The organism is Hyphomicrobium sp. DMF-1, from assembly GCF_027886585.1.
GTDB lineage: Bacteria > Pseudomonadota > Alphaproteobacteria > Rhizobiales > Hyphomicrobiaceae > Hyphomicrobium_C > Hyphomicrobium_C zavarzinii.
Genome location: NZ_CP115706.1, coordinates 2,641,655 through 2,664,901, shown reverse-complemented (window position 1 = coordinate 2,664,901; position 23,247 = coordinate 2,641,655). Strand labels below are relative to the sequence as shown.

The 23,247-nt window shown below is 65.4% G+C and carries 22 protein-coding genes; 7 read left to right on the top strand and 15 right to left on the bottom strand.

Annotation, left to right across the window (positions count from 1 at the left end; all coding sequences use genetic code 11):
• Positions 1-61: 61 nt before the first annotated feature.
• Complete coding sequence (locus PE058_RS12150; RefSeq protein ID WP_020087687.1) at positions 62-1,621, top strand: leucyl aminopeptidase; 1,560 nt, start codon at positions 62-64, stop codon at positions 1,619-1,621.
• A 248-nt stretch (positions 1,622-1,869) separates the two neighbouring features.
• On the opposite strand, the gene PE058_RS12145 is transcribed toward PE058_RS12150, so the two are convergent.
• Both PE058_RS12145 and PE058_RS12140 read right to left on the bottom strand, forming a co-directional pair.
• On the bottom strand, positions 1,870-2,625 hold the full coding sequence (locus PE058_RS12145; RefSeq protein WP_271028508.1) for a hypothetical protein: 756 nt from the start codon (positions 2,623-2,625) through the stop codon (positions 1,870-1,872).
• Positions 2,626-2,755: 130 nt separating this feature from the next.
• Positions 2,756-3,328: a hypothetical protein gene (locus PE058_RS12140; RefSeq protein ID WP_271028507.1), complete on the bottom strand. Its 573-nt coding sequence runs from the start codon at positions 3,326-3,328 to the stop codon at positions 2,756-2,758.
• Here PE058_RS12140 and PE058_RS12135 point away from each other — a divergent pair.
• Both PE058_RS12135 and mazG read left to right on the top strand, forming a co-directional pair.
• Positions 3,327-4,019, top strand: coding sequence for a DUF2306 domain-containing protein (locus PE058_RS12135; protein ID WP_271028506.1), 693 nt, complete (start codon positions 3,327-3,329; stop codon positions 4,017-4,019). The two genes, PE058_RS12140 and PE058_RS12135, sit on opposite strands and share 2 nt — an antisense overlap.
• 52 nt (positions 4,020-4,071) lie before the next feature.
• Positions 4,072-4,980 (top strand): nucleoside triphosphate pyrophosphohydrolase, encoded by a 909-nt coding sequence (gene mazG, locus PE058_RS12130; RefSeq protein WP_271028505.1) that lies wholly within the window; start codon positions 4,072-4,074, stop codon positions 4,978-4,980.
• Between the two features lie 16 nt (positions 4,981-4,996).
• Here mazG and PE058_RS12125 read toward each other — a convergent pair whose 3' ends face one another.
• The 9 genes from PE058_RS12125 to dusB all read right to left on the bottom strand — a co-directional run bounded on the left by PE058_RS12125 (position 4,997) and on the right by dusB (position 17,233).
• A complete protein-coding gene (locus PE058_RS12125; protein WP_271028504.1) occupies positions 4,997-6,226 on the bottom strand; it encodes an FAD-dependent oxidoreductase in 1,230 nt (409 codons plus the stop codon).
• A gap of 91 nt (positions 6,227-6,317) precedes the next feature.
• Positions 6,318-7,652, bottom strand: a complete 1,335-nt coding sequence (gene hflX, locus PE058_RS12120; RefSeq protein WP_271030614.1) for a GTPase HflX — start codon at positions 7,650-7,652, stop codon at positions 6,318-6,320.
• Between the two features lie 102 nt (positions 7,653-7,754).
• Positions 7,755-8,006, bottom strand: a complete 252-nt coding sequence (gene hfq / locus PE058_RS12115; protein ID WP_020087694.1) for an RNA chaperone Hfq — start codon at positions 8,004-8,006, stop codon at positions 7,755-7,757.
• A 194-nt stretch (positions 8,007-8,200) separates the two neighbouring features.
• Positions 8,201-9,064: a D-amino-acid transaminase gene (locus PE058_RS12110; protein WP_026868291.1), complete on the bottom strand. Its 864-nt coding sequence runs from the start codon at positions 9,062-9,064 to the stop codon at positions 8,201-8,203.
• A 340-nt stretch (positions 9,065-9,404) separates the two neighbouring features.
• Positions 9,405-10,802 carry a nitrogen assimilation response regulator NtrX gene (gene ntrX, locus PE058_RS12105; RefSeq protein WP_271028503.1) on the bottom strand — a complete coding sequence of 466 codons (1,398 nt, stop codon included), beginning with the start codon at positions 10,800-10,802 and terminating at the stop codon, positions 9,405-9,407.
• A 32-nt stretch (positions 10,803-10,834) separates the two neighbouring features.
• On the bottom strand, positions 10,835-13,129 hold the full coding sequence (locus tag PE058_RS12100; RefSeq protein WP_020087697.1) for a sensor histidine kinase NtrY-like: 2,295 nt from the start codon (positions 13,127-13,129) through the stop codon (positions 10,835-10,837).
• 470 nt (positions 13,130-13,599) lie between these two features.
• Positions 13,600-15,048 carry a nitrogen regulation protein NR(I) gene (gene ntrC / locus PE058_RS12095; protein ID WP_020087698.1) on the bottom strand — a complete coding sequence of 483 codons (1,449 nt, stop codon included), beginning with the start codon at positions 15,046-15,048 and terminating at the stop codon, positions 13,600-13,602.
• Positions 15,049-15,053: 5 nt separating this feature from the next.
• Positions 15,054-16,226, bottom strand: coding sequence for an ATP-binding protein (locus PE058_RS12090; RefSeq protein ID WP_020087699.1), 1,173 nt, complete (start codon positions 16,224-16,226; stop codon positions 15,054-15,056).
• The gene (gene dusB / locus PE058_RS12085) at positions 16,223-17,233 is read right to left on the bottom strand and encodes a tRNA dihydrouridine synthase DusB (protein WP_271028502.1); all 1,011 of its coding nucleotides are present in this window, start codon (positions 17,231-17,233) and stop codon (positions 16,223-16,225) included. Before dusB ends, PE058_RS12090 begins: the two co-directional genes overlap by 4 nt.
• A gap of 176 nt (positions 17,234-17,409) precedes the next feature.
• On the opposite strand from dusB, the gene PE058_RS12080 reads away from it, so the two are divergent.
• The 4 genes from PE058_RS12080 (at position 17,410) to PE058_RS12065 (ending at position 20,751) form a co-directional block, all read left to right on the top strand.
• A complete protein-coding gene (locus PE058_RS12080; protein ID WP_271028501.1) occupies positions 17,410-18,591 on the top strand; it encodes a bifunctional 2-C-methyl-D-erythritol 4-phosphate cytidylyltransferase/2-C-methyl-D-erythritol 2,4-cyclodiphosphate synthase in 1,182 nt (393 codons plus the stop codon).
• Between the two features lie 117 nt (positions 18,592-18,708).
• Complete coding sequence (locus PE058_RS12075; RefSeq protein ID WP_020087702.1) at positions 18,709-19,203, top strand: MarR family winged helix-turn-helix transcriptional regulator; 495 nt, start codon at positions 18,709-18,711, stop codon at positions 19,201-19,203.
• A gap of 109 nt (positions 19,204-19,312) precedes the next feature.
• Positions 19,313-19,807 (top strand): CinA family protein, encoded by a 495-nt coding sequence (locus PE058_RS12070; protein ID WP_271028500.1) that lies wholly within the window; start codon positions 19,313-19,315, stop codon positions 19,805-19,807.
• A 191-nt stretch (positions 19,808-19,998) separates the two neighbouring features.
• On the top strand, positions 19,999-20,751 hold the full coding sequence (locus PE058_RS12065) for a pentapeptide repeat-containing protein (protein WP_020665394.1): 753 nt from the start codon (positions 19,999-20,001) through the stop codon (positions 20,749-20,751).
• 21 nt (positions 20,752-20,772) lie between these two features.
• Here PE058_RS12065 and PE058_RS12060 read toward each other — a convergent pair whose 3' ends face one another.
• The 4 genes from PE058_RS12060 to PE058_RS12045 form a co-directional block, all read right to left on the bottom strand.
• Positions 20,773-21,225: a type II toxin-antitoxin system RatA family toxin gene (locus tag PE058_RS12060; protein WP_026868294.1), complete on the bottom strand. Its 453-nt coding sequence runs from the start codon at positions 21,223-21,225 to the stop codon at positions 20,773-20,775.
• A gap of 71 nt (positions 21,226-21,296) precedes the next feature.
• Complete coding sequence (lipA, locus tag PE058_RS12055; protein WP_271028499.1) at positions 21,297-22,253, bottom strand: lipoyl synthase; 957 nt, start codon at positions 22,251-22,253, stop codon at positions 21,297-21,299.
• Positions 22,254-22,375: 122 nt separating this feature from the next.
• Positions 22,376-22,663, bottom strand: coding sequence for a hypothetical protein (locus tag PE058_RS12050; protein ID WP_020087707.1), 288 nt, complete (start codon positions 22,661-22,663; stop codon positions 22,376-22,378).
• Positions 22,664-22,875: 212 nt separating this feature from the next.
• Positions 22,876-23,175, bottom strand: a complete 300-nt coding sequence (locus PE058_RS12045; RefSeq protein ID WP_245257724.1) for a hypothetical protein — start codon at positions 23,173-23,175, stop codon at positions 22,876-22,878.
• Positions 23,176-23,247 lie beyond the last annotated feature (72 nt).

The following is a 23,247-nucleotide window of genomic DNA, read 5'->3' as shown; positions in this document are numbered from 1 at the left end:
ACCCGCCGCAACGATCCCCTGTTCTCACGAACCCCATGTCCTCGAGGAGCACCACCCACCGATGACTACGCCGCTTGAAATCACCTTCGCCCGTCTCGATGCCGCCCATGCCGCAACGTCGGCCGTGTTCGTCGGCCAGGATCTCGCGCTGTCGCCCGCGATTCAGAACCTCAACAAGCGGAGCGACGGGCAGATCCTCAAGGCCGCGGAAGCGGCCGAGTTCAAAGGCAAGAAGAACACCTCGATCGAGATCCTCGCCCCGCAGAAGCTCGACATCCAGCGCCTCATCGTGATCGGCGCGGGCAAGGCGGGCGACCACGGCGACAGCGATTGGGCAAGCCTCGGCGGTTATGCCCTCGGCCAGATCTCGGCGCGCAAAGTCGCGGAGGCGAGCCTTTTCGCCGAAGTCTCGGGTGCCGACATCAAGCCCGAGGCGGTGGCCGCGAACCTCGCCTTTGGCGCGCTGCTCCGCCACTACTCCTTCAAGAAGTACCTGACCAAGAAGACCGGAGGCGAGGAGGGGGCTGCCAACGGCAACGGAAATGCCGACCAGAAGCCCGCCAAGGACGGCCTCGTCCACCTCACCATTCACTGCGCCGATCCCGACAAGGCCCGCGCGGCGTTCGAAGCCAAGCGCGCGGTCGCCACGGGCGTGCACTTCGCCCGCGATCTCGTCAATGAGCCCGCCAACGTGCTCGGCCCGGTCGAGTTCGCCGACCGCGTGAAGGAGCTCGAGCGCATCGGCCTCGAGGTCGAGATCCTCGACGACGTGACGCTGAAAGAGCTCGGCATGAATACGCTGCTGTCCGTTGCGCAGGGCAGCGTTCGCCCCGCACGCGTCGCCATCATGCAGTGGAATGGCGCGAAGTCGAAACGCGCCAAGCCGCTCGCCTTCGTCGGCAAGGGCGTCGTGTTCGACACCGGCGGCATCTCCATCAAGCCGGCCGCCGGCATGGAGGATATGAAGGGCGACATGGGCGGCGCCGCCGCTGTCGTCGGCCTCATGTACGCGCTCGCCGAGCGCAAGGCGCCCGTCAACGCCATCGGCGCCATCGGCATCGTCGAGAACATGCCCTCGGGCTCCGCCATCCGCCCGGGCGACATCGTCGTCTCGCTCTCGGGTCAGACGGTCGAGAACCTCAACACCGACGCCGAAGGCCGCCTCGTGCTGGCCGATGTGCTCTGGTACGTGCAGGAGCGCTTCAAGCCGCGCTTCGTCATCGACCTCGCGACGCTCACCGGCGCCATCATGGTGGCGCTCGGCAAGGATTTCGCCGGCCTCTTCTCCAACGACGACAAGCTGGCCGACCAGCTCATCGCCGCCTCGAAGACGACGGGCGAGAAGGTCTGGCGGATGCCGCTCGACAAGTCCTACGACAAGCTCATGGACAGCAAGAACGCGGATGTGAAGAACATGGGTGGCCGCTGGGGCGGCGCCTGCACAGCGGCCGCGTTCCTCAATCGCTTCATCAAGAAGGACGTGCCTTGGGCGCATCTCGATATCGCGGGCACCGCGATGGACGCGCCGAAGAACGAGATCAACACGAGCTGGGGATCGGGCTGGGGCGTCCAGCTCCTCGACCGCTTCATCGCCGACAACTTCGAGAAGCCCGAGAAGTAAGGGCGGAACGCAAAAAGCCAGCGAGCCGGCCGATGGGCTTGGCTCGCTGGCGCCACTAAATGAACCATTAAGACACTGTTCTAAGGTCGCTCCATCTCGTTATTTTCCATAATATATATTATGCGAATTGAGGATGGACGCGGCGGCCATGGGATGGGCGCTGCTTTGGGCCTCAAGACGAGCCGGAAAGCTCCCCCGGAAAGTTCCACTGCGATAGCCGGGCGCGAAGCTCCACCCCGCCCAGCCGCTCACGGCAGCTGTTCCTCGGCTGCCCGCACGCACGCTGCGATCACCGCCGCATAAACGGCGGCGACGAAACCGGTCAGCACGTTCACGCTGACCACGATGCCGACCACCCGCGCCCACTCCTCGCTCATCACCGCCCGCAAGAGCGTGACGATGAAATCGTCGAACGCCTGCTTGAGCTGGAAGAAGAGCTCGCTCACCTGGCTGACAGACGGCTTCTGTGGAAGCTCCCAGACGAGCTTCCACCCGATCTCACCTACGCTGGTCGCGTGCAGCACACCGACCGCCGCCAGCATCGCGAGGCCAGCGGAGAATGCGAGCCCCAGCGGCGGCGCCAGCCTGAAGTAGCCCCAGCGCCAGGGCTGAGCCCTGAGCGACACCGAGAGCGCCCTGAGCGCTGCCGACCCCGCATAGGTCGTAACGCCGAAGACGACGGCCACCCAGAACAGCCGTGTGCTGTCGGTGCCTGCGAAGGTGAACAGCGCGGCGAGCCCGGCCAGCACCCCCTTCATCAGCGCTTCCACAAAGCCGACCAGCCCGACGAGGAGGATACGCGGCGACCGCGCGCCCTCGAAATAGAACGGCAGCTCGAACGAAAGACGCTTGATCTCGAGCCGGAGGCCCAGGGCGAAGCTCAGCGCCGCGGTGAACGCCGCAAACAGGAACGGGTGTACGTAGCCAAGCCAAGCGACGGCCGCGACCGCACCAATCTCGGCCGCCATGATCAGTCCGTTGAGGAGGATGCGAATGACGATCATGAGAGGCAGGCGGCGCTCCGAAACACGCCTCCGGAAGGACAGGCGGCCAAAACCGCTCGTACAGGCTCGGAAGCACCGCAAGATGTAACGCGAAGCTGCGCGTCAAGACAACGGAACGAGCGCCGTGCCCTCAATCGAGAAGCGAGACTGTGCTCTCCGGGCGGCAGTGCGCATCGCCCGAGCGCGCGAGCGTGGCGTTGAACGGGAAGGTGCGGCGGAACATGCGGAACTCCCCACCCGTATCGCCAGTAATGTGAAGCTGCGTCTTGGGCTCGTCACCGGACCAGTTGATCAGGCTCACCTCCACGACATAGGGCTCCGTGCCTTGAGCCAGCTCGAGCTTGCCCTTGAAAAGCGTGTTGCCGCTGATGGCGCTCCGCTCGCCCGCGTCGAGTTTGAGCGCTGTGCTGCCGCACTTTCTACCGGCGTCCAGCACCTCCACTCCGCACCAGCCGGCGGCGCATCGCGCCACATCGAGGGTAAGCGTGCATGGCTTCTCCGCGCAGTCCTTCGTCCGCGCAAGCTCGTAGCTTCGTCCTTCCCAGCGTCCCGAGATATCGATCACAGCGTCGCCGCCGGATGGAGGGCTTGCGGCGTCTCCGGCGAGCGCCGCGCCCGCCGCAGCCAGAACACAAAGTACGGCAAAGCTTGAAGCAGTCCCACGCGACACGATACGACCGGCCCGGGTTTTCAAACTCACCATGACGCGCCTTGCAGCCTCCGAAAAATTGATCACGGTTCCGATCAAATCAGCCCGCCCGGGCAAATTTGTGTCGCGGCTCGCCGTGTTCCTGGCTGGCGCCGTTCTGGTCGCTCTCGCCGTGCCAACCGGCGTCGTAGCCGTGATCGAAGGCGTGGGTGCCCTGCCGCTTCCTTTCAACCTGCATCTGGTGAACGAAAAGCTACCGGGCATCTTCCAGATCCACATGCTCGCCTCCGGCGCGGCGCTGGTGCTGATGCCGGCCGTGATCGCGTTGCGCCGCTACCGTTCCTGGCATCGCCCGCTGGGACGCCTCACGGCCATGCTCGTGATCGCGGGCGCGCTCACCTCCTTTCCGGTCGCTTACGAAAGCACCTCCGTCCTCCCGGCCCGCATCGGTTTTGCCGCACAAGGGCTCGTCTGGCTCGCACTCATTGCCGAAGGTGTCCGCGCCATCCGCGCCAAGGACTATGCCCGCCACGCCACGCTGATGCTGGCCATGGCCGCGGTCGCCTCCGGCGCCATCTGGGTGCGCCTCACGACGGCAGCCGTCACTTCCTGGGACCTGCCGTTCGATCCCGTGTACGCGTGCGCCACGTGGCTTGGATGGCTGATCCCCCTGGCGCTCGTTCTTGCGTTGGCCCCTGCCCCGCTTCTTCCGCGCAAAATGCGCCAGCCGGCACTCGCCACATAGCACCCGCTCCGTTAGGGTCGGCCCGAGTTCAGAGGCTGACAAGAACGTTCCAATGACACCTTCGAAAGACATCGCGCGCCTCCTCGAGATCATGGCCGCGCTCCGTACGCCCGTGACGGGATGCCCGTGGGATCTCGAGCAGACGTTCGAAACCATCGCGCCTTACACCATTGAGGAGGCTTACGAGGTCGCGGACGCCATCGCGCGCCGCGACCTGCCGGACCTCAAGGACGAGCTGGGCGATCTTCTCCTGCAGGTCGCCTATCACGCACGCATGGCCGAGGAGCAGAGCGCGTTCGCATTCGGCGACGTCGTCGAGGCCATCACCGCGAAGATGATCCGCCGCCATCCGCACGTATTCGGCACCGAGGAGGAGCGCGCTGCCGGTGCCGCGCCCGGCTTCTGGACCAGGATCAAGGCCGAGGAGCGCGCCGCGAAAGCGAAAGAGCGTGCTGCCTTGCCGGCTTCGCGCGAGCCGCGCTCTGCGGAGGCCCTCCCAACCGGCCGGCGTGGAGAAGGCCTGCTTGCCGATGTCTCGCTCGGTCTTCCGGCCCTGATGCGCGCCGTCAAGTTGCAGGACAAAGCAGCGAAGGTCGGATTCGACTGGCCGTCTCTGGCCCCCGTCTTCGACAAGATGCGCGAGGAAATGGCGGAGCTGGAGGAGGTGGCCGTGCCCGCCGATCCGCGCGCGTCTGCACCCGATCGCAGCCCGGCGCTGACGGCGAAGATCGAGGAGGAGTTGGGCGATCTCCTCTTCGTGATGGCGAACGTGGCGCGTCACCTCAAGATCGATCCCGAGGCCGCCCTCCGCGCGGCAAACGACAAATTCACCCGCCGCTTCCGCCACATCGAGCAACGCCTGGCCGAGCAGAGCCGGACGCCGGAAAGCTCGACGCTCGCCGAGATGGATGCCCTCTGGGACGAAGCCAAGGCGCTGGAGCGCACGCCGGACCCATCCTGATCGGAAGAAGCCCGCTCTATCCCTTCGCGTCGCGGATGAATTCGGCGACGTGCTCGCGGCGCACGCCGAGACCGAGCACGCGCGCCGGAATGCGGCGTAGCACCGGAAAACGCTGCATCAGGCGCAGCGCGAACGGCGGCGTTGGCTTCTCCTTCAACCGCAGCGTCGGCCCTATGATGTTGTTCTGCGCGGCAACCTGGATCGCCTGGATGACACGCGTCGGAAACATCCGGCGCGTCTGTACAGCTTCGAGATCGGACACGCTCACCGTTCCCTCCCGCAGCGGACGCGCGAGCTGGTTGGCCGCCGCCACCGCGTCCTGCACCGCGAGGTTCACGCCCACGCCGCCGATCGGACTCATGGCGTGGGCCGCGTCCCCTATGGCGAGAAAGCCGGGCCGGTACCAGGTCTTGAGCCGGTCCACCCGCACCGTCAGCAGCTTCACGTCGTCCCACGAGCGGATCGCCTTCAGGCGTTCCCGGTCGAAGGGACCGGCTTCGAAAATCAAGTCGCGGAAGGCTTCGATGCCCTTGGCTTGGATGTTGCCGAGCGCGCCTTTGGGAATGACGTAGGCGCACTGCCAATAGTCGCCGCGAAAGAGCTGCACGAGAATGTAACCGGCCCCGAACCGCCCCATGGTCTGATCGGAATCGTCCGGATGGGCCGGAACCTTGAACCAGAGCGCATCCATTGGCGCGCCGAGATCCTCGACGGTGAGCCCCGCCCTGTCACGGAGCACCGAGCCGCGCCCGTCCGCTGCGATCACGACATCGGCGAGAATGTCCCGAGAGGTGCCGTCGTCTCCCCTCGCCCGCACGCCGACGACGGATCCGTCGGCCTCGATGACATCGGTGGCCTCGGTTTTCATCAGAACGTCGAAGCCCGGATAGCGCTTCCCCTCCTCCGCCAGGAAGTTGAGAAAATCCCATTGCGGCATGAGCGCGATGTACTTCGCCCGCACCGGCAAATGGGTGAAATCCGCGATCGCGACGGGCGTATCGCCGACGAGCCCGGTAAGCTTCTCCACCTTCTGGTGCGGAAGTTTCAGAAACCGGTCGAGCAACCCCAGCTCGTCCATGATGTCGAGCGTCGAGGGATGCACGGTATCGCCGCGAAAATCGCGCAGAAAATCCCCGTGCTTCTCGAGCACGATCACCTGCACGCCGGCACGCGCGAGAAGATAGCCCGCCATCAGACCCGCCGGCCCTCCGCCAGCAATGCAGCACTCGGTCTTGAAGGTCGTCATGGACGCGCCCCTCCGGTCCGCCTCCGGGATTGCGCAGTGTACTCCCTTTCAACGCGGACGGGGAGTGGCGGGCCCTACGCGCGAGACGGTCTCACGGCAGCGGGAGCCCGGCGCGCTTCAACTCGTGCATCAGCCTGAGCTTCTTCTCGGACGCGATCCGCACGCGCGCGGTCACGGTTCCTTCCTCGTCGCTCGCCTGTTCGAGCACGTCCCCATGCTCGTGCAGCCAGGCGATCAGACGGCCTTCTTTGGCGGGAACGGTCACGGTCATGATCTCGTCGCCCTGCCCAAGACGTGAGTCGATCCGGTCGAGCAGCTGGTCGAGGCCTTGTCCGGTCACCGCCGAGATCATGACCGGCTGCGGCGTGCGGAAGCGGGCTGCGGCCATCGCTTCGTCGCGGGCGTCGGGAGACAGGAGATCGATCTTGTTCCAAACCTCCAGGATAGATCCGTCGGCAGCGACGGTGTCGACGCCGAGATCCTTGAGCACCTGCTCGACGTCCTGCGCTTGAGCTTCCGTTTCCGCATGCGCGATGTCGCGCACGTGCAGGATGAGATCAGCCTCGATCACCTCTTCGAGCGTAGCGCGGAACGCGGCCACGAGTTGTGTCGGCAGGTCGGAAATGAAGCCGACCGTATCCGACAGAATGATCCGGCGGCCGGAGCGCAGCCGCACCTCACGCATGGTGGGATCGAGCGTTGCGAACACCTGGTCCATCGCCAGCACACCCGCGCCGGCCACGCGGTTGAACAGCGTCGACTTGCCGGCGTTCGTGTAGCCCACGATGGCAACGATCGGATACGGCACCTTCCGCCGTCCCTTGCGATGCAATTCGCGCGTGCGCACCACGCCTTCGAGCTCACGGCGGATCGCGATGATCCGCTCGTCGAGCATACGGCGGTCGAGCTCGATCTGCGCTTCGCCGGGGCCGCCGAGAAAGCCGCGCCCGCCGCGCTGGCGCTCGAGATGGGTCCAGGCACGGACGAGACGGCCCTTCTGATAGGTGAGATGCGCCAGCTCCACCTGCAGGCGGCCTTCCCGCGTCCGCGCGCGCCGGCCGAAGATTTCGAGAATGAGTCCCGTGCGATCCAGCACCTTCGCATTCCAGGCGCGTTCGAGATTACGCTGCTGCACCGGGCTGATGGCGTGATCGACGATCACGAGCCCAACGGCCTTCTCGGCCACGAGCTCTTTGATCTCTTCCACCTTGCCCGATCCGAACAGCGTCCCCGGCTTCGGCTCCGCGATGGTGACGAGCCTGGCGTCGATCACATCGAGATCGATCGCCTCGGCAAGCCCCTTGGCTTCGGCGAGACGGTCCTCGGGCGAATGAAGCGAAGGCGCACGCTCGGCCCTGGAGCCGCCTCCCTCGAACGAGGCCGTGCGCAAACGCGTGAGCACAGGAACGAGCACCAGCGTCCGCATTGCGTCCGCCTGTGTCGTAGCCTGATCCTTGGAACCCTGCTCTTTAGGGTTATGCGCTGCCGGATTTGATCCCGGCTTCATCGTGCGGTCGATGGGACGTGCTCACCCTTGCTGACCGTCTGTCTCCGCTTCCATGAGATGGACCGGAGCACCCGGCATGATGGTCGATATCGCATGCTTATAAACGAGCTGCGAGTGACCGTCGCGGCGCAAGAGGACGCAAAAATTATCGAACCACGTCACGATGCCCTGTAGCTTGACACCGTTGACGAGAAAAATGGTGAGAGGCGTTTTGCTCTTGCGAACGTGATTGAGAAACGTGTCCTGAAGGTTCTGAGCGCGATCTGCGGCCATAGTTTGTTGCCTCTTCTTTTTTAGCCTCTTCGTGGACTTTGATCTTGGGCGTCGGTTGATAGCTCCGTCGTCACCCAACAAGCCATGGGCACGCCGAGCAACTCGTGACTCGGGAGCACCTAACATATCTTGATTGCAGGACAATAAGCGCGAGAACCGGCACGGACAACACGCAGAATTGATCTCAGTCGCACTCAGCGGGAAAATTCGACAGCCTGATGAAACTTTGAGCGCAGACGACGTGTCAGATCTCCAGGATAACCGTTGCCAATGGACACTCCATTGATCCTCACAACGGGCATTACGGTGCCGGAAGCTGACGTAATGAACGCCTCTCGCGCCGAAATTGCTTCGTCAACGGAGAAGGGGCGCTCTACGAGCGGGATATTTTCCCGACTGAGGACGTCAAGAAGTGATCTGCGCGTGACGCCGGGCAGGATTGCATTTCCGGTGGGTCTCGTGATGAGCGTGCCGGCCTTGTCGACGATCCAGGCGTTGCTGGAAGCCCCCTCCGTAATGAAACCGTCGGAATCGACCAGCCACGCTTCCTGAGCGCCATCGGCCGCCGCGGCTTCCTTGGCGAGCACGGCGGGCAGCAGCATGACCGTCTTGATGTCGCAACGTCCCCAGCGGATGTCCGGCATGGTCTTCACGGCGATGCCGCCTTCCGCCCGGGCTTCCCGCTTGGTGCCGTCGACGCGGCGAGCGAGGCACACCACCGTCGGGCTCGTCGCGCCAGCCGCCGGAAAAGGAAAATCGCGGGGCGCGGTCCCGCGCGTCACCTGCAGATAGACGAGGCCCGTCTCCACGCGATTGCGCCGGATGACCTCGCGCAGAATAAGCCCCAGGGCCCGGCGGGACATCGGCAGCGGAATACGCAGTTCACCGAGCGAGCGCTCGAGGCGGTCCATGTGGCGCGTCTCGTCGACGAGACGTCCGCCGTTCACCTCGCACACCTCGTAGATCGCATCGGCAAACTGGAAGCCCCGATCCTCCACGTGAACGCCGGCCTCGGCATAGGGAAGATACCGCCCATTGACGTAGACGACGCGCGTCATGCCCTGCCCCTTGAATGAGATGTCGAACGCCGCGCTCCCCACTCGCCCGGAAGCGATTTGCAGTCGCTTCCGACCCCTCCCCGGCGGGGAGAGGCGATAAAATAACGCCGCCTATTCACCTCTCCCGAAGGATGCATTCGCATAGCTCTGTCCATGTCTGATGCAGCAGCGTGACCGGATCCCGACCTCCGTCGGGATGACGTTTATAGTGGGTCGACCGATCGCCGAAATTCGACGTCACACTGGCGAAGGCCGGTGCCCAGACACGTCTCAAAGATTATGCCAAGGTATCCCTCTTGAGAAAAATAGATGTGTAGGCGGGCAAGGCGGAACGCTCGCCTCAGCCGATCTTCATCTCGGCGCCGCGCTGATCCGACGAGACGCCGAGCGCGCGCAGCTTGCGATGCAGCGCCGAGCGCTCCATGCCGACGAACTCTGCCGTGCGCGAGATGTTGCCGCCGAAGCGGTTGATCTGCGCCAGCAGGTATTCACGCTCGAAGATCTCGCGCGCCTCGCGCAGCGGCAGCGACATCAGATGCTCCGCACCGCCGTTCACCGGCAGCGGCACGTTGGAGCCGATCTCCTCCGGAAGCATGTCCGCCGTGATCACCGCGCCGGGATCGCCGCCCGCGAGGATCATCAGGCGCTCGATGTTGTTGCGAAGCTCGCGCACGTTGCCCGGCCAGTCGTGCGCCTGCAGAACCGCGATCGCATCCTCGCCGATGCGGCGCGGCGAAAGCCCGGACGCCTGCGAAAGCTGAGTGACGAAATACTGGATGAGGTCGGGAATGTCCTCGCGCCGCTCCGCGAGGCTCGGCACCCGAAGCGGCACCACGTTGAGGCGATGATAGAGGTCCTCGCGGAAACGGCCCTCACTCATGTCGCGCTCGATGTCGCGGCTGGTCGAGGAGACGATGCGGACATCGACCGAGACCTTCTGCGCGCCGCCGATGCGCTGGAATTTCTGCTCGACCAGCACGCGCAGCACCTTGCCCTGCGTCTCGAGCGGCATGTCCGCCACTTCGTCGATGTAGAGCGTGCCGACATGCGCTTCCTCGAGCGCGCCGACCTTGCGCGGCCCGCCCGAGCGATCCTCGGTGCCGAACAGCTCCTCCTCCACGCGATCCGGCGCCATCGAGGCCGCATTGAGCACGATGAACGGCCCGTCCGCACGATGCGATTTCTGGTGCAGGAGCCGCGCAGCCAGCTCCTTGCCGGCGCCCGAGGCGCCACGGATCAGAATGCGGCTGTTGGTCGGTGCAAGACGATCGATCGCGCTCTTGAGCTGGTTGATCGCCGGCGACTTGCCGATCATTTCCGCCGAGACCGTCGAGCGCTCCTTGAGCTCGCGCACCTCGCGCTTGAGCTGCGAGGCTTCGAGCGCGCGCAGCGTCACGAGCACGAGGCGGTCCGCCTTGAACGGCTTCTCGATGTAATCGTAAGCGCCTCGCTTGATCGCCGTGACGGCCGTCTCGACGTTGCCGTGTCCGGAGATGATGACGACCGGCAGGTCCGGATAGGTGCGCTTGATCACCGACAGCACTTCGAGGCCGTCGAGCCTGCTGCCCTGCAGCCAGATATCGAGAATGACGAGCTGCGGACGGCGCTCCTCGATGATGCGCAGCGCCTCGTCGCTGTCACGGGCGAGCCGCGTGCGATGTCCCTCGTCCTCGAGAATGCCCGCGACCAGTTCTCGGATATCCGCCTCGTCATCGACGATCAGGATGTCTGCAGCCATCTCTCAACTCCTCAAAGCAATCTTTGTTCGCGTCAAATCTCTCGGCCCCCGGCCGCGCGCTTGGGCTCGATCTCCTCCGCTTGCGACCCGGCCTGAGGTGTCAGGATCGAAAGCGGAAGCGAGAGCGTCACGCGCGCGCCGGAGCTGCGTGTCGGGGTCACGGGGGCGTCATCCAGGATGAGCTGCCCGCCGTGCTGTTCGATAATTTTCTGTACGATGGCGAGCCCAAGGCCCGTGCCCTTGTGGCCCTTGGTGGTCACATAGGGCTCGAGCAGGCGGGAGCGGTTGGTCTTCGGAAGGCCTGGACCGTTGTCCGACACCTCGATCGCCACCATCGTGTTGTCGATGCGCACTTCCACGTCTACCCGTCCCTGGCGTCCGGGCTCCGCATCCGCCGCGGTCTCCACCGCCTCGGTTGCGTTCTTCACGAGGTTGGTCACCGCCTGCGTGAGAAGCCGGCGGTCGAAGGAGGCGAGAAGCGGCCGCTCGGGAAGCTTGAGGCCGTAGACCACGCCGCCGTGGCTTTCCCGGAACAGGATCACGGAATCCTGCACCGCGTCCTTGAGATCGTTGTTCTCCATGACGGGCTTCGGAATGCGCGCGAACGAGGCGAACTCGTCCACCATCGTCTTGATGTCGCCCGCCTGCCGTTCGATGGTCGCGGTGAGCTTGTCGAACGTCTCGCGGTCGTCGACGATCACCTTGCCGTACTTGCGCCGGATGCGCTCGGCCGAAAGAATGATCGGCGTGAGCGGGTTCTTGATCTCGTGCGCGATGCGCCGCGCCACGTCCGCCCAGGCCGACGTGCGTTGCGCCGAAACGAGCTCGGTGATGTCGTCGAACGTCATGACCGAGCCCACGTCGCCCGGCCCTGCCCGCTCGCGCGTGACACGCACCGCGAACGTGCGCTCGTCGTCGCCGATGGTGACGGAAATCTCCTGAGCCCCGCGCACCTTGAGGCCCTGCTCGTCACGCCGTTCGAGCGCGGGCGCGAACATCGGCAACGCCTCGACGAGCTTCTTTCCGACGACGGCGGCCTCGGTGGTGGCAAGAAGCTCCTCGGCCGCGCGCGAGACGAGTGTGATGCGATCCTGGCTGTCGAGGCCGATCACGCCAGCCGACACACCCGACAGCACCGCCTCCATGAAACGGCGCCGGTCCAGAAGCTGCTCGTTGGCCATCACGAGCGCGTCGCGCTGGTGTTTCAGCTCCCGCGTCATCGTGTTGAAAGTTGTAGAGAGGCGGCGGAGATCGCCCTCGCCGCGCCGCTCGGGCAGTTCCACGGCCAGGTTGCCGCGCGAGACCTGTTGCGCGGCCGCGATCAGGCGGCGAATGGGGGAAACGAACCGGCTCGCGAACCAGAGGCCGACCCAGATGGCGGCCAGCAGCGCCGTCATCGAGATCATCGTGTAGATGAGGCCGTGCGCGAACTTGAGACCGCCGCGCGCCGCACGCAGCCGGTTGTACTCGTCGACGCTCTGCGCCGTTCGCTGCAAATGCCCTACGACCTTCGGGCTCAGAAGCCGCGAGACATAGAGGAAACGGTCCGGATAGCGGCTGAGCTTCGCGACGCCCGATACCTGCGCGGTGCCGGAGGGCGTGAACAGCGCCACTTGCCCGTTCTTCGCTTGAGCCAGATACGGATAAGGCACCGGCGTGAACGGCTGAGCCTGATCCTCGAGCGCGGCGATGACGGGATCGCCGTTGGCATCGATCACATAGGCTGCGGGAATGTCGCGCAGACCCGCCTGCGCGATGATGTGCTGCCGGAATTCGGGCGAGTCCGCCGGAATATGGTCGGCCGCGGAATCGACGTCGCGAACCATGTTCGCGAGATCCGTGCGCAGAAGCTGTCCGTGCTCGTCGACGTAGGCCTGCGCCACCTCGACCGAGTTGTTGATGATGGCGCGGGTTCGCGTCGAGAACCAGCTATCGAGCGAGCGCGAGAACGTGGTGGTGGCCGCGACTGCGAGCAGCATCGCGGGCAGCGCCGCGATGATCGAGAACAGCAGCACGATGCGCACGTGCAGACGGGCGCCCGCGAGCTTGGCGCGCCACGCGCGCCACATGCCGTAGCCCTGCCACGCGATCACCGCGATCATTGCGGCGATCAGAATGAGATTGATGAGCAGCGCACCGAGCACGATGTCGTCGCGCGGCGCGACAGGCGTGAGACCCGTCAGGATGAGATAGGTCGCAAGCGCCGAGATGAGCGAAAGGACGACGACGACGAGTCCCGTCCAGAACGCGCGGTCGGTGAGGTCCAGAAGCGGAGACGCAGCACCGTCCGTCCACTCGGCCTCGCTCGTGGTGCCTCTACCGCCCATTCTACCTTCCGTTACTGCTGTGCACACGAACTCTGCGCGAGTGTTACTCTCCGACCACGAACATTCGCGGCGGACGCAGCATTCTTGCCATTTCGGCAACGGCCCTGACGTGTGCCGGGCACAAGTGACACTGTAACTGTGACATTCCTGCGACGCAATTGGTGCGACTTAACGACTTGTGTGCAAGCCTGCAACGCGTCCTGTTGCGAAACGCGTTGCATAGGCGATGGCATGGAGCCACGGACTCGAGCCTGGGCCTGCACGAGACCATGCCTTGTTGCGACCGTCGCATTTCCGGCATCGCCCACAAACTGAACGTCATGCCGGCATCATGGCGAATCCGTGCTCCGCACGGACCCGGCACCCATGCAAGCTTTAGCCCGCGCTTCTTTTTGGAGGGTCGCAGCGCAGACGGACACGTCCAGGCGCAGGCCCGCGTCTGGACACGAGAGGAGAAGGCCCCGCCCCCCCTACGGCATCGGCGTCCTGAACACGCGAATGTCGAGCGCCTTGATGCGGCTGCGAAGCGTGTTGCGGTTGAGGCCCAGGAGCTCCGCCGCCCGGATCTGATTGCCCCGCGTCGCCGTGAGCGCCGCCGACAGAAGCGGATACTCCACCTGCCGGATGACCCGGTCATAGAGCCCCGGCGGCGGCAGCTCCTTGCCAAAGCCCGCGAAGTACTGCGCGAGATAACGCTCCACCAGCTCGGTGAAGTCCTTCGGCTCGCTGTCGGACGTCGCGCTACGCTTGGGCAGAACCTCCGCCAGCTCCTGCTCGATGATCTGCTGGGTCAGCGTATCCTGGGTATAGAGCGCCCCGACGCGCCGTACGAAGTTTTCGAGCTCGCGCACGTTGCCGGGCCACGGATGCGCCTTGAGCCGCTCGATCGCCGCCGTCTCGATGGATTTCTGGCCGAGGCCTTCGCGTGCGGCCTGACGCAGAAAGTGCCGGACGAGATCGCCGATGTCCTCCACGCGCTCACGCAGCGGCGGGAGGCGAAGCGGCACCACGTTCAGGCGATAGTAGAGGTCCTCACGGAAGAGCCCCTGCTGGATCTGGCTTCTGAGATCCCGGTGCGTCGCCGCGATGATCCGCACGTTGGTCTTGATCGGCGTACGCCCGCCCACAGTTGTATACTCGCCCTGCTGCAGCACGCGCAGAAGGCGTGTCTGGGCTTCGAGCGGCATGTCGCCGATCTCGTCGAGGAACAGCGTGCCGCCTTCGGCCTGCTCGAAGCGGCCGGGCGTACGCGTCTGCGCGCCCGTGAACGCACCCTTCTCGTGCCCGAAAAGCTCGCTCTCGATCAGCTCGCGCGGGATGGCCGCCATGTTGATGGCAACGAACGGCCCCTGCCGGCGCTTGCCGTAATCGTGCAGCACGCGCGCCACGAGCTCCTTGCCCGTGCCGCTCTCGCCCTGGATCGTGACGGTGAGGTCGGTCTGGGTGAGGCGCGCGAGCGCGCGGTAGATCTCCTGCATGGCGGGCGAGCGGCCGATCAGCGGCAGCTCCTCGCTCTCCATCTCGGGTGACGTGGCCGCGCGCGGACGACGTCCCTGTCCCGCGAGCGCACGTCCGACGACTGCAACCACCTCGGAAAGGTCGAAGGGCTTCGGCAGATATTCGTAAGCCCCCTTCTCTGCCGCCGTCAGCGCCGTCATCAGCGTGTTCTGCGCGCTCATCACGATGATCGGCAGCTCGGGCCGGGCCTTCTTGATGCGCGGGATGAGATCGAAGGCGTTTTCGTCGGGCATCACCACGTCGGTGATCACCACGTCGCCCTCGCCCTGGCTTACCCAGCGCCAGAGCGTTGCGGCGTTTCCGGTCGCGCGCGGCGCATACCCGGCTCTCGCGAGCGCCTGGTTCAGAACCGTGCGGATCGCGGTGTCGTCGTCGGCAATGAGAACGGTGCCACGGGCCATCGGGGTCAACCTCTCCTGTCGTTAGCGGGAACGGGCCGCGGAACGGCGCCATCTTTTCGTGTGCGGTCTTGCATCGGCAGGAGAACGCGAAACACCGTACGCTTGGCCTCGCTGTCGCATTCGATGATGCCGCCGTGATCGCCGATGATCTTGGCGACGAGCGCGAGGCCGAGACCCGTGCCGTTATGCTTGGTGGTGACGAAAGGATCGAAGAGATGCGGCTTCATGTGGTCGGGAACGCCCGAGCCGTTGTCCTCGATCTGGATCATGAGAGGCAGGCTGATGCGGGCATCCGTTCCTGGAACCGAAAGCCGCACGCCCGGCCGGAACGAGGTCTGCATGATGATGCGCCCCTGCCCGTCCTCGTTGTCGCCGATCGCTTCCGCAGCATTCTTGAGAAGGTTCAGGAACGCCTGCACCAGCTTGTCGCGATTGCCGGGAATGGGCGGCAGCGAGGGATCGTAATCCTCGATGATGCGCACGCCGCGCGCGAAGCCCGATTCCCCGAGCCTGCGCACATGATTGAGAACGTCGTGAATGTTGACCGGCTCCTTGGTGAGCGGCCGCTCGTCGCCGAACACCTCCATCCGGTTCACGAGATTGCGGATGCGCTCCGTCTCCGAGCAGATGAGCTGCGACAGCACACGGTCTTCGTCCGAGAGGTTCTGCTCGAGAAGCTGCGCCGCGCCCTTGATGCCTGACAGCGGGTTCTTGATCTCGTGCGCGAGCACGGCCGCCATGCCCGAGACCGACCGCGCCGCCGCCCGGTGCGTGAGCTGCCGCTCGATCATCTGCGCCATGGAGCGCTGCTGAAGCATGATGACGATGAGATGAGCGCCCTCGCTCATCGGACCGGCGTAGACGTCGACCAGCTTGGGCGCCGCGAACTTCGGGCTCGCCATCTCGACGCCGTACTCGTTGACCGTCGACCCGCCTTCCCGCACCTGCTGGACGAGGGCGAGCAGCGGACAGCCGAAGGCGACGAGGTCGTCGAGCTTGAAGCGCGTGAGCATCGTGGTGCTGGTGGAGAGAAACGATTCAGCCGCCGCGTTGCCGTAAACGATCCGGTTGTCGTCCGTGATCACGAGGATCGGATGGGGCAGCGCCGCGAGCAGCAGATCGTGCTCCACGATGGGCCCAGGAAACGGAATGGTACGCTCGGCAGCGATCTTGCTCACGCAGCTCTCTCCAAAACCTCGACCTCCGGCGCATCTCCGTAGAAGGCATCGAGCAGCTCCAGCACGCGCACGGAGTTCGTTTCCGTGCAGAGCCGCTGCCGCCACGCCTTGAGCGAGCTGGCTCGATGGCCGCTCGTCTCGAGATACCAGCCGATGTGCTTACGGGCGTTACGCAGCCCGATGAATTCGCCGTAGTGGGCGAGCATGGCTTCCACATGCGCCCGCGCGATCCGCCCCTGCTCCGCGAGCGGGGGAGCGGCCGTCTCGGTGTCGGCGGCGAGCGCGGACGCGATCCGCCCGAGAAGCCAGGGCGCGCCGTAGGCCGCCCGCCCGATCATCACGCCGTCCGCGCCGGACTGAGAGAGCGCCGTGCGCGCATCCTCGACCGTGCCGATGTCTCCATTGACGATGACCGGAATGGAAACCGCCTCTTTCACGGGGCGGACGGCCGACCAGTCGGCCTTACCTTTGAAGAATTGCTGACGCGTGCGCCCGTGCACGGTGAGGAGCTGAACGCCCGCCGCCTCGGCGCGGCGCGCAAGCTCGGGCGCATTGCGAGACCGGTCGTCCCAGCCGAGCCGCATCTTGAGCGTCACCGGCACTTTCACGGCGGCAACGACTGCCTCGATGAGGCCCAGCGCGTGATCGAGATCGCGCATCAGGGCGGAGCCCGACGCCTTGCCCGTCACCTCGCGCGCCGGGCAGCCCATGTTGATGTCGACGATATGCGCGCCCTTCGCCTCCGCGATCCGCGCCCCTTCCGCCATCCAGCGGGCGTCGCAGCCAACGAGTTGCATCACAAAGGGGGTAAGATCACCACCCTCGGCACGACGGAGCACATCGGCCCGGCTTTGCACCAGCTCCGCGCTCGCCACCATCTCGGAAACGACGAGTCCGGCGCCGAACCCGTGGGCGAGCTGCCGGAACGGCAAATCGCTGACGCCCGTCATGGGAGCCAGAAACACATTGTTTGCAATGGGTTGATTGCCGATTTTGAGTGAAGTCAAAGCCGAGTATCCCGCTTTTGCCTATATCTTGATCACTTCTACTCGGTGCCTTGGATTTAGGCACACTATGCTGCCCGCCACGATTGTGCAAGCGCGAAGCGCAGCCGGGAGATTGCCCAATTGCCGCGCCGCGGGCTAAGTGCCCTCCGACTTGAAACCATCCGGAAGTGAGATCCGTGACAGCAGCAGCCTTGATCGTAGCCGCCGGCCGCGGCGCCCGAGCGGCCCGGGACGGGCTGGCGCCTAAGCAATATGCACCCCTCGCCGGCCGCCCGGTTCTTGCGCACGCCATCGCGGCCTTTGAGGCCTGCCCCGGCATTTCCAGCATCACGGTGGTCATTCATCCCGACGACCGCGACCTCTACGCGGCGTCTGCGCCGAAGAGCGCCAGCAAGCTGAAGCCCCCGGTGCCCGGCGGCGCCACCCGCCAGGACTCCGTCCGCCTCGGGCTGGCGTCTCTCGAACGCGAGGCACCGAGACACGTGCTGATTCACGACGCGGCCCGCCCCTTCGTCGCGCCCGAGACGATTGCCCGCGTGCTGGCCGCGCTCGAGACCCATGAGGGCGCACTTGCCGCCGAGCCCTTGGCCGACACCTTGAAGCGCGACCGGGGAGACGGCACCGTCTCCGAGACCGTTCCGCGCGCTGGCCTCTGGAAGGCGCAAACCCCGCAGGGGTTCCGCTACGCTCCTATTCTCGCCGCTCACGGCCGCGCAGCCGCCCAAGGGCGCACCGACTTCACAGACGACGCCGCCATTGCCGAATGGGCGGGCATCGCCGTCACGCTCGTCGAAAGCCCGAGCCGCAACTTCAAGCTCACGACCCAAGAGGACCTGATCATGGCCGAACAGCTTCTCCGACCCGAAGCGCCCCTCTGGGAACCCCGCACCGGAACCGGCTTCGACGTCCACGCCTTCTGCGAGGGCGATCACGTCTGGCTCGGCGGCGTGCGCATCCCCCACGATCGCGGCCTTCTGGGCCACTCGGATGCCGACGCCCCGCTCCACGCCCTCACAGACGCCCTGCTGGGAGCCATCGGAGACGGCGACATCGGCCAGCACTTTCCGCCGTCGGACCCCGCCTGGAAGGGCGCGCGCTCGCGCGTATTCGTCGAGGACGCCGCCGCCCGCATTGCCAAGCGCGGCGGACGCATCACCAACGTCGACGTCACGATTCTCTGCGAGGCGCCGCGCATCGGCCCCCACCGCGACGCGATCCGCAACGCCATCGCGGGCATGCTCGGCATCGAGCTGACACGTGTGGCCGTAAAAGCAACGACCACAGAGCAGCTCGGCTTTACGGGCCGCAAGGAGGGCATCGCAGCCCTCGCCTCGGCCACGGTGTTGCTTCCGGCTTGATAAAGCCCGCCTTATCCTCAGCCCAATTCCAAGCGCGCGTTGACCCCCCCGCCAGAATCGCGGCATCACCGGGACAGGTGGTTGTATGACCAAAAGCGATCCCGGGGGGCCAACTCCATGAACCTGATGCACACTCTTGAGCGTCCCGCGACGGGCGACACCGGCGGCGCCAATATTTCCGACATCGCCGAGACCACGGCGGCGACGTGCTTGGCGACCCGCGTTCGCCAGCTCTCACGCATCATCACGCGTCTCTACGACGATGCCATGCGCCCGCTGGGCATTACCGCCAGCCAGTACACGCTGCTCGCGCAGCTCGCCTCGCGCGACGGCATCACGGCCGTCGAGATCGGCCACGAGCTGGACATCGAGAAGTCGACGCTCTCGCGCAACCTGAAGCGCCTTCTCGCGCTCAGCATGATCATCATGGATCCGCCCGCAGGCCGCCGCGGCCGCGGATTGCACCTGACGCCCAAGGGCCAGGCGGTGCTTAAGGACGCTTATCCCGTCTGGCAGGCTGCGCAGGCCCGCTCGGTTGCCGTCATGGGCGTCGAAACGCGCGCCAAGCTCGACGAGCTGCTGCGTCTCGCCGAAAAGCTGATCGCCGAATAGGCCGCGCGTTCCGTTGCGGACATCCCAACGATTTGACTAGTCTCAACGAGGCGCCCCACAAGGAGCGCCTCGTTTTCTTTGGCGGATGCCGGACGGAAAAGAGGCTGCCATGTTCACGCCGGAGCTTGTCACCGAAGCGGAGCGTCTGCTCGCCGGGCTGAGAGCGCGCCGCTGGAAACTGGCGACTGCGGAAAGCTGCACCGGCGGGCTGATCGCAGGCCTCTTAACGGAGATCGCGGGCAGCTCCGACGTTTTCGAGCGCGGCTTCGTCACCTACTCCAATGCCGCAAAGATCGGCGATCTCGGCGTCGACTTCGACACCCTCTATCGCCACGGCGCAGTGAGCGCCGAGGTGGCGAGGGAAATGGCGGCCGGCGCCCTGCGCGCCTCCGCCGCCGATGCCGCCGTCGCCGTGACGGGGATCGCGGGGCCTGCGGGAGGATCAGCGGAGAAACCGGTCGGCCTCGTCCATATCGGACTCGCGCTTCGCGGCAAGCCTGCCCTAAGCCGCGAATTCCGCTTTGGAAATCTGGGCCGCTCGGAAATCCGGCTGCAGACAGTCACCGAGGCGCTGGCCATGCTGGCTCGTGGTCTTGCGGCTTGAGGAGAAGGCGGGAAGCGGGAAAAATGTAGCGAGATGGCAACCGCTAGGCGCCCGACTTCGTATATGCTCGTGAGAAAGTCCGAACGCCGCGCGCCGCGGCTTGGTCTCGGCCTGCTATCCGTGACGCAACGTTGAGGTGCGCCTTGCAAAGCCTCCGCCGACCCCTTTTTCTGACGGCAATCCTCGCCGTGATGGCCAGCATCGCGCCCCTCAACGCAGCAGATCTGACCGCCCGGCAGGTGACGGAGCAGCTCTACAAAGCCGCTCCCGACAGCGGCATCGATTTCAGCGGCCGCAATCTCGAGGGTCTCGACTTGGCGGGGCTCGGCTTCAAGAAGGCGCGCATGGCGGAAGCGGACTTGTTCGGCGCCGATCTCAGCGGCGCGGATCTGACCGACGTGGATCTCAGCAAGGCCCGTCTCGACCGCATCATCGCCATCGGAACGCGCTTCGACCGCGCAAACCTTGCTGGAGCGAGCCTCCTGCGCCCCACGACCACCTCGTCTTTCGAAGGCAGCAGAGGCGAGGCCCCGAGCTTCTCCGGCGCCGATCTCACCAAGGCCCGCATGTTCGGTATCTTCAGCGGCGGCAATTTCGCAGGCGCCAAGATGACCGGCGTCTCGCTCGCGCCCTTCAACAACACCGGTTTCATCGAGATGCTGTGGCGCTCGAAGCTCGAGTCCGCCGACCTGGGGGGCACTGACCTCTCCGGCGCCGATCTCACCCATGTCTCGCTACGCTTCGCCAACCTCAAGGGCGCCAACCTCAAGGGCGCCATCTTGCAGAACGCCGACCTGTCCCACGCCGATCTCACGGGGGCGGACCTTACCGGCGCCAATCTCAGCCACGCCGATCTCGACAGCACCAAGCTCACCGGTGTCAAAGGTCTCGATACGGCGTCCGGCATGGCCACGGCGCTGAACCGCGAAAAAGCCATCAACTGACCTGCGATCCGAAAGCTACACTCAAGCGGACGCGGGCGATCCGTAGAGCTTGCGCGCCCGCCCCTCGAACGCGTCCGTGTAGCTGCGCACGGCTTTGTCGAACGCCGCGCCCACGATCAGCGACAGCATCGCCGAGCGAAACGCGTAATCGATCGAGAAGTGCACGTCAGCGCCTCCGTCCGCCGGGGTGAAGCGCCACTCGTTCTGGAGATGGCTGAACGGCCCGTCGAGGTGGCGCACCCGGATGAGGCTCGCCGCCCGATCGAGCGTCACGTGCGTCGTAAAGCGTTCGGTGATCGATTTGTAGCCCACCGTCATGGTGGCCGTGAGCTCATCGCCGCTCGCGCTGCGCTCAAGCACGGTCAGCCCCTCGCAGAGCGGCAGGAACTCCGGATAGCGCTCGACGTCGGCGACCACGTCGAACATCTGCTCGGGCGTAAAGGAAACGCGCCGGACGGTGCGGAAACTCGGCAAAGGCAGACCTCGCAAATCCCGAGACCATGATCCCGGCCGCGCCGGCGCCATCGCCCGCATAAAAGTTGCAGCTACGCGGTGCGCGCAGCCTTGAGGCGGCGGAAGTCGTCGCCCGCGTGATAGGACGACCGCGTCATGGGGCTCGCCGCCACGACCAGGAAGCCCTTGGCGAGCGCGATCCTCTTGAGATCTGCGAACTCGTCGGGCGGCACGTAGCGCTTCACCTCGGCATGCTTGGCCGATGGTGCCAGATACTGCCCGATGGTGAGAAAATCAACGTTGGCGCTGCGCAGGTCATCCATCACCTGCAGGATCTCGTCGCGCGTCTCTCCAAGGCCGACCATGAGGCCCGACTTGGTGAACAGGGTCGGATCGATCTCCTTTGCGCGCTGCAGGAGACGCAGCGAATGGAAGTAGCGCGCACCGGGCCGGATCCGCACGTAGAGCCCCGGCACGGTTTCGAGGTTATGGTTCAGCACATCCGGCCGCGCGCGCACCACCACGTCGAGAGCGCCGTCCTTGCGCAGGAAGTCCGGGATCAGAACCTCGATGCTGGTCTGCGGTGCGCGAGCCCTCACCTCTCCGATCACATCGCGGAAATGCGCGGCCCCGCCGTCAGGAAGATCGTCACGATCGACCGACGTGATCACCACGTGCTCGAGCCCCAGTGCCGACACCGCATCCGCGACGCGCACCGGCTCGCCAGTATCGAGCGGGCGCGGCAGGCCCGTCGCCACGTTGCAGAACGCGCACGCGCGTGTGCAGATCTCCCCCATGATCATCATGGTGGCGTGCTTCTTCTGCCAGCACTCGCCGATGTTAGGGCAGCCCGCCTCCTCGCACACCGTCGCGAGGCCATGCTCGCGCACGATCTTGCGCGTCGACAAAAACCCGTCGGAGGATGGGGCGCGGACGCGAATCCACGGCGGCTTGGGCAGCATCGGCTGATCGGGCCGGTGCGCCTTTTCTGGATGGCGCGGACGCGAGCCGTCGCCTGGAGACATCCGCTTATCGATGAGAGTGACCATGCCGATCCCGTCCGAGCCGGATTCGCGTTTTCCGCGAGCTTAAAGCGGAAAGCGCCGCGATGCGAGCGATAGCACCCGCTTCACGGCGCCCACCATAGTACATCCGTGCATGACGCGGCGGATCAGCGCCCGCCGAGGAAGCGCGCCACGATGACGACGATCAGCGCGCCCACAGTCGAAACGACGATCTGGTTGCCGTAGGGCACGATCGCATCGAAGTCGTAGGGAAGGGTCAGAAGGCCGGCCGACACGAGGTATCCGCCGAGCACGGCGCCGATCAGGCCGACCAGGAGGTTGCGGATGAGCCCGCCGCCACCGAGCAGAAGCCCGGCGAGCCAGCCTGCGACCAGGCCGTTCAGGATCATGATGATCCAGACCTTGTTGTCGGTTGCGAATTGTACGTAATCCATCAAAAGCTCCCCATCAGCGAACCACGCGTGCCGGGTCGTTGTGCCCGTCCATCTCCGGGTTGCTGCGGCGCGAGATTAGAGCGCTTGCCGGTAGCTGGGAACCCGTATTCCGAGCGCGTATCCGGCCGAAAAAGAACGCGTAGAGACGCCCCCGCGTTATCCACGCGAGCTTTCAGGCAAGCCGCCACAAACGAGAGCGAGCGAGCCCGTGGCTAAACGTGACAGCGAGCGCCGAGGTAGTCGTTGAGGAGGCGATTGTAGAGATCGGCGTCGGCCTTCTGCTGGCCGCTGAGCTTTTTGCCGGAGGCTTCGGCCTGAACAGACGACGGAACGCCCTTCGCGTCGAGGCGATTGAGCTGCTGCTTGATGGACCCGCAGCTCTCGCCGTTCGCCAGCGCCTTGCCGCTGGGACCGTTTCCGCTTCCCGACGCGCAACCGCCGACCGCGACCGCCGCTCCCAACGCACCGAGCAAAACGACACGCACTGCGCCGCCGCGCATCATCGCAGTCATGGATTGGAAGCCCTCTCGAAGCATTTAATCGACGCGGTACGTTAAGATTTTCGACGGAGCTGTTGAACCCCT